Source organism: Aeromonas sp. QDB30 (assembly GCF_027707645.1).
GTDB classification, from domain to species: domain Bacteria; phylum Pseudomonadota; class Gammaproteobacteria; order Enterobacterales; family Aeromonadaceae; genus Aeromonas; species Aeromonas caviae.
Map to the genome: position 1 here is coordinate 1 of NZ_JAPCIY010000129.1, position 5,562 is coordinate 5,562.

General features: G+C 60.7%; 5 protein-coding genes and 1 pseudogene. 3 read left to right on the forward strand and 3 right to left on the reverse strand.

Annotation, left to right across the window (positions count from 1 at the left end):
• Positions 1-113 precede the first annotated feature (113 nt).
• From PG896_RS20370 to PG896_RS20380, 3 genes are all read right to left on the reverse strand, one after another.
• Positions 114-749 carry a DUF2913 family protein gene (locus PG896_RS20370; protein ID WP_210538642.1) on the reverse strand — a complete coding sequence of 212 codons (636 nt, stop codon included), beginning with the start codon at positions 747-749 and terminating at the stop codon, positions 114-116.
• A 114-nt stretch (positions 750-863) separates the two neighbouring features.
• The gene (locus PG896_RS20375) at positions 864-2,159 is read right to left on the reverse strand and encodes a DEAD/DEAH box helicase (RefSeq protein ID WP_010675179.1); all 1,296 of its coding nucleotides are present in this window, start codon (positions 2,157-2,159) and stop codon (positions 864-866) included.
• Positions 2,160-2,404: 245 nt separating this feature from the next.
• Positions 2,405-3,055, reverse strand: a complete 651-nt coding sequence (locus PG896_RS20380; RefSeq protein ID WP_039040377.1) for a DedA family protein — start codon at positions 3,053-3,055, stop codon at positions 2,405-2,407.
• 331 nt (positions 3,056-3,386) lie between these two features.
• Between PG896_RS20380 and PG896_RS20385 the strand changes: the two genes are divergently transcribed.
• The 3 genes and pseudogenes from PG896_RS20385 to PG896_RS20395 all read left to right on the forward strand — a co-directional run.
• Positions 3,387-4,355 (forward strand): hypothetical protein, encoded by a 969-nt coding sequence (locus PG896_RS20385; protein ID WP_181023078.1) that lies wholly within the window; start codon positions 3,387-3,389, stop codon positions 4,353-4,355.
• 217 nt (positions 4,356-4,572) lie between these two features.
• Positions 4,573-5,205 carry a topoisomerase DNA-binding C4 zinc finger domain-containing protein gene (locus tag PG896_RS20390; RefSeq protein ID WP_052816477.1) on the forward strand — a complete coding sequence of 211 codons (633 nt, stop codon included), beginning with the start codon at positions 4,573-4,575 and terminating at the stop codon, positions 5,203-5,205.
• A 25-nt stretch (positions 5,206-5,230) separates the two neighbouring features.
• Positions 5,231-5,482: pseudogene (locus tag PG896_RS20395) on the forward strand (nuclease-related domain-containing protein); the annotation flags it as partial.
• Positions 5,483-5,562 lie beyond the last annotated feature (80 nt).

The window sequence follows — 5,562 nt, forward strand, 5'->3', positions numbered from 1 at the left end:
ATTTAGGGACTCAGAATACTTTTTTCTGAAAATCAAGGCGGCCTTCCCCGGAAAGCCGCGATGAACCTAAAAAAACCCGGCGCAGGGCCGGGTGACGGGATGAGAAGGTGGGGTCAGGAGGCCAGCAGCGCCAGGGCCGGCTGCGCGTTGCCCGGCATCAGCCGATAGGCCTTGTGGTGCTTGACCAGGGTGGTTTTCTTGTTGCCCTGGCTCAGCAGCAGGCCCCGGGCAAATGCCGCCTCGGCCAGTACCTGCTCGTCCCCGCGCACATAGAGGGTGAGGGGCTTGACCAGCTCACCTCCCTCGATATGGCCCTGATACTCGCTGGCCGAGATGATCAGACTGGATTGCCCCTGGCTCAGCAGCCGCTGCCGGGTGTGCAGTTCGCTGTCGGTGAACACCAGCCAGCCCGCCCCCTCCAGCGCCAAAAGCAGATCGGCCAGGCGCGCCCCCAGCTGTACCGGCTCATACATGGCACGCTCATACTGGCGCTGCACCCGCTCAAGCAGCCCCTTGAGATCGGCCCCCGCCCCCAGCGTCCGCCCCAGTTGCACCCAGGCCTTGAGATCCTCCATCACCAGCCGGGAGAAGCGTTTCTCCTTGAGAGAATCCGCCATCCAGGTACAGAGAAAGTGGCTCTCCTGGGCGGGGGTGCGTTTGCCCGTCTTCTGGGCAGCGGTGCGCTCCAGCTCCGCCAGGCTCTGGCGGGCCATCTCGAGCAGGGCCTGATTGTAAGCAGGAAGGGTCATCTCGGATCCTCTGAAACGGGGCGGCCAGGGGCCGCGTCATCGACAGCACAAAGGCGCCAGTGGCGCCTTTGGAGAGTAAACGCCCCTCCCCGACCGGGAGGGTGCGACGTTGCCTTATTTCGGCTGACGGGGCTTCTTGGCCGCCGCCAGACGCTTGAGGCGCTGACCTTGCAGTTTCGCCTCAGCCATGGCCTGGGCGGCGGCATTGTCTTCACGCTGCGGGCGCTTGCCGAAGCGGCGGCGCTCCTGCAACTGCTTGATGAGGTCGTCACGGCTGCTCACCTCGTAACCCGGCACCATGATGCGGCGGATCTTCTGGCCGATGAGGGCCTCGATCTCCAGCAGGGTGCGCTCCTCCTCGCGACTGACGAAGGAGATGGCCATGCCGCTCTTGCCAGCGCGACCGGTTCGGCCGATACGGTGCACGTAATCTTCCGCGAGGAACGGCAGATCATAGTTGACCACGTATTCCAGGCTCGGAATGTCCAGGCCGCGGGCGGCCACCTCGGTGGCCACCAGCACCCGCAGCTTGCCTTCGGTGAATTCACGCAAGGCACGGCGACGGCTCCCCTGGGCCTTGTCACCGTGCACCACGGCAGACTTGATGCCGTCGAGGTTGAGCTCCTCCACCAGTTCATCGCAGCTCTCGCGGGTGCTGGCAAACACCAGCACCTGCTGCCAGTTCTGCTTGCCGATAAGCTCGGAGAGCAGCTCGCGTTTGCGCTTCTGTTCCACCGGATAAACGGTGTGGCTCACGGTGTCGGCAGTAGAGTTCTGCTTGTCGACGGCCACCACCTGGGGTTTGTCCAGCATGAGGTTGGCCAGCTTTTTTACCGCCTCGGAGAAGGTGGCGGAGAAGAGCAGGTTCTGGCGGGTCTTGTTGACCGCCTGCAGGATCTGCTGCACATCGGCGCTAAAGCCCATGTCGAGGATGCGATCCGCCTCGTCCAGCACCAGAGTCTCGACCCCGGAGAGGCTCAGGTTGCAGGCGGTGAGGTGCTCGAGCAGACGGCCAGGGGTGGCCACTATGATGTGTGCGCCCGCTTTGAGCTTCTTGGCCTGCACATCCTGTTTGCCGCCACCCACGATGGTGAGGGTAGTAATATCAAGATACTTGGCGAAATCGTTGATATTGCTCGCCACCTGGGCCGCCAGCTCGCGGGTCGGGGTCAGGATCAGCACGCGGGCATTGGAAGGCTGCACCGGCGCCGGGTTGTCTACCAGGCGTTGCAGGATGGGCAACGCAAAGGCGGCTGTCTTGCCGGTACCGGTCTGGGCACTGGCCAGCACATCGCGGCCACGGCGAATGGCCGGGATGGCCTGGCTCTGCACAGGGGTCATCTCCTGATAACCGCAATCTGAGATGGCGCGCAAAATCTCGGGGGCAAAATCGAACGATTCAAATCTCATGTTGGGTTCCTGTGTTCCAGCGGAGCTGTAGTTGGCGTGGGTGGCCTGGGCCGGCGTGTGGCCTGGCATCGGCGAGGCGTGGAGCCAAGGACGGCTGGGTCTGACATCAGATCAGAAGATGAGCCGGAAAATGGCGGGCGCGAAGTGTAACAGATAGGCGACAGGAATGCCGCCTCAAATGGCCTGTATTTTTCCGGGGGCTGCGCTCTCCAGACGCGGCAGCAGGCGCAGCCCGGGCAGTGAGATCAGCGCACCCGCTTGCTCGGACGCTTGAGCAGCCGCATGCCGATGGCCGCCACCGCGATGACGAACAACCCGAAAGAGGTGACAAGCAGGCACTTGGTCAGCAGCTCCTGATGATGGGCAAAGACCGGGGTCGCCATCACCATCTTGCCGGCCATGCTCAGCACCAGGGACCAGAGGAAGGCGCTGGCAAAACTCGCCACGGCCACCCGCAGCAGGTGCAGGCGGGAGACTCCCATCAACATGGGGGTCAACACTCTCACGAAGGGGATGAAACGGGACACGAACATGGCCCAGAAGCCGTAACGATCCAGCAGTCGGGAGGCCCTGGGCAGGCTCCCTTCCGGGATCATTCGCTCCACATGGCCCATGAAACGGGTGCCATGCAGTGCCTGCCCCTGCCAGTAGGCGAGCACGCTCCCTATCCCGGCCGCGAGCGGCAGATAGAGCAAGGTCACCTCGGGCCCCAGCACCCCCATGCCCACCAGACCGCCCGCCAGCAGCACCAGGCTGTCACCGGGCAGGGGCAGAAAGACGAAGCTCGATTCAAGGAAGAGGATCACCACCAGACAGGTGACGAGCAGACCGATTGCCTGCATTTGTATAAGCTGATCAAAATCCTGATGCCATATGGCAAGCAGCATGTCCTGCATCTGGTGTGACTCCCATCAACGTAATGCGCATTCGTCATGATGACCCGAAGGCCCCGTCTGGTAATCCATCCCTGCTACCACCCCAATGTTCGTATGGGAGGCCTCTTATACACCCGGGGAACTGAACAATAAATTAATGTCTGTGATTTCTGCCCAGCGGTTCACCCTTCTCGCCCCCCCTGCCCCCGCCAAAGCGAGGGCAGCTTGGCCCATCAGGCCAATGCGCACACCCCAAAACAGGACGGGTCGGCCCTTGCCAGGCTGCCAAGCCAGATGAAACCCGTTACAGTGTGAACATGCCCCAATGGACGGGGTACTCATGGAGCCAGGTATGGCAAGACAGCTCTCTTTTCACACACTTTCCTTGCTGGCGGTTATTGCCGGCGTCTCTGCCGGTCTTGTGACAAAGGCCCGTGCCAGCGACGAGAGCCTGGTTCAACAGCGCGCCAACGCCGTCGTCTCCCTGATGAGCTACGCCGTGGTGCCGGATATCACCGCCAGCAACCTGAATATCGGCAGCGGCACCAACGACACCTCCGCCCTCACCATCACCCAGTTCGGGGGTGGCGCCACCCTGAGCGAGGATGTTCCCCTCTATCTGGAGGGCACCCTGGGTTACAGCCGCTACGATCCCCAGTTTGTGTTCACCGATGGCAACGAGACCCGCACCATACCCACCAAATGGAACAGCCTGAGCGCCACCGGCGGCATCGGCTGGGATATCGGCGTCCACCGGGATCGCTTTGGTGGCAATCTGGTGCTGCGGCCCATCGCCAATGTCACCCTGGGCACGGTGGCCAGCGACCTTCGCATCGGGGCCGCCCTGCTCGAGCACAGGAGTGGCCAGAATCTGGACTTCCTCGACGGCGGCACCCTCAATGTCTATGGCCTCGGCGGCTCATTGATGCTGGACTATGAACTCTTCTCCGCCGCCCAGGACATCGATGCCGAGCTGCGCTACTCCTACCAGCATCTGCAAAGCTTCACCGGCACCGCCGAGAGCGTCAGCGGTCAGGCCGATGCGGAAAACCTCGGGCTTTACCTGCGCCGCCGCGCCCCCCTGTGGCACTGGACCCTGCTGGACAGGCCCCTTCGCTACGTGCTGGAAGGGGCCAGAACCGAATACCTGGGGCAGCAACGGGGGCAGCTCGGTTTCAACAGCCTCAACTCCCTGGGACTTGGCCTCGAACTCGACAGCAGCAAGTACGACATCTTCATCACCCGCACCCGGCTGGTGGCCCGCTATATGTTCAGCAACAGTACCAGCGGCTACTCCATCGGACTGGCGATGAGTTTCTAGCGCAGCAAGGCGACATGAACCGTCCCCATCACCAAATCTCTGACTGAACGCACATTTGACTCCATTGCCGCTATGAGGTCCCACCTGTATCTCCTAGCATGGGGATACGGACGGTGGGTGAAGACGTAAAGCAGAACCACGCCGGGGATTGTGGTCAGGCTGACTACCTACTGTTGAGCAGAGAACACATGACATTTCCAGGGACAGGGAGCTTGTTATGGCCAAATTTCTGAATACCAGCGCAACCAACTATTTCCTCGAAGAGCTGATAAAGGATGCCAAGGAGCGGTTAATCCTGATCAGCCCCTTTCTCAAACTCAATGACAGGATCAAGGAGCTGCTGACCGACAAGAACCGGCTCAAGATCGATGTGCGGATCGTCTATGGCAAGAGCGAACTCCAACCGGAAGAGATCAGCTGGCTCAAGGAGCTCACCTATATCCGCACCAGCTTTTGCAAAAATCTCCATGCCAAGTGCTACCTCAATGAGGAGATGTGCATTGTCACCAGCCTGAACCTCTACGAATTCAGCCAGGTGAACAACAACGAGATGGGGGTGTTGATCCGGCGGGCGGATGACAGTGAGCTGTACCGCGATGCCTACGATGAAGCTCAGCGCATTATTCGGGTGAGCGAGGAGGTGCGCATCACGTTGGAGCGCGTCGCAAGCGACAGTGACCCGCAGGACAACGTGGCCGCCCATGCAGGTACAGCACCGGTTTGTCCAAAATGCGGCACAACCATGGTACTGAGGACCAGCAAACGGGGAGATACCAAGGGTAACAGCTTCTGGGGCTGCCCCGAATACCCCAAGTGTCGCAGCATCATCCCCATCGAGACCCATCCCTGACCGGGATCTGTGAAGGCTAAATCACATGGATATCACTGCTGCCATAGCGCCGCTGCTGACTCAGCTCTGGTTTCTCCTGCCACTGCTGTTGATTGCCACCCTGCTCAAAACGGCCTGGTTCAAAGGGATGGTCGGGGAGTGGTTTATCAATCTCTGTATTCGGCTATTTCTCGACAAGCGGGAATATCGCCTGCTCAAGGACGTGACCCTGCCCACCCCCCAGGGCAGCACTCAGATCGATCACGTGATCGTCTCTCGCTTCGGGCTATTCGTGATCCTGATTACCCATGATTAGCAGTCAGTTACCACGAACTATACTGATCTTACGTACAGTTATCGAGGTGCGAGATCATGGCC

Bases quoted from the DNA above. Each gene is read 5' to 3' on its own strand.
- PG896_RS20390 (WP_052816477.1), top strand. From the start codon at position 4,573: ATGGCCAAATTTCTGAATACCAGCGCAACCAACTATTTCCTCGAAGAG.
- PG896_RS20370 (WP_210538642.1), bottom strand. From the start codon at position 749: ATGACCCTTCCTGCTTACAATCAGGCCCTGCTCGAGATGGCCCGCCAG.
- PG896_RS20375 (WP_010675179.1), bottom strand. From the start codon at position 2,159: ATGAGATTTGAATCGTTCGATTTTGCCCCCGAGATTTTGCGCGCCATC.
- PG896_RS20380 (WP_039040377.1), bottom strand. From the start codon at position 3,055: ATGCAGGACATGCTGCTTGCCATATGGCATCAGGATTTTGATCAGCTT.
- PG896_RS20385 (WP_181023078.1), top strand. From the start codon at position 3,387: ATGGCAAGACAGCTCTCTTTTCACACACTTTCCTTGCTGGCGGTTATT.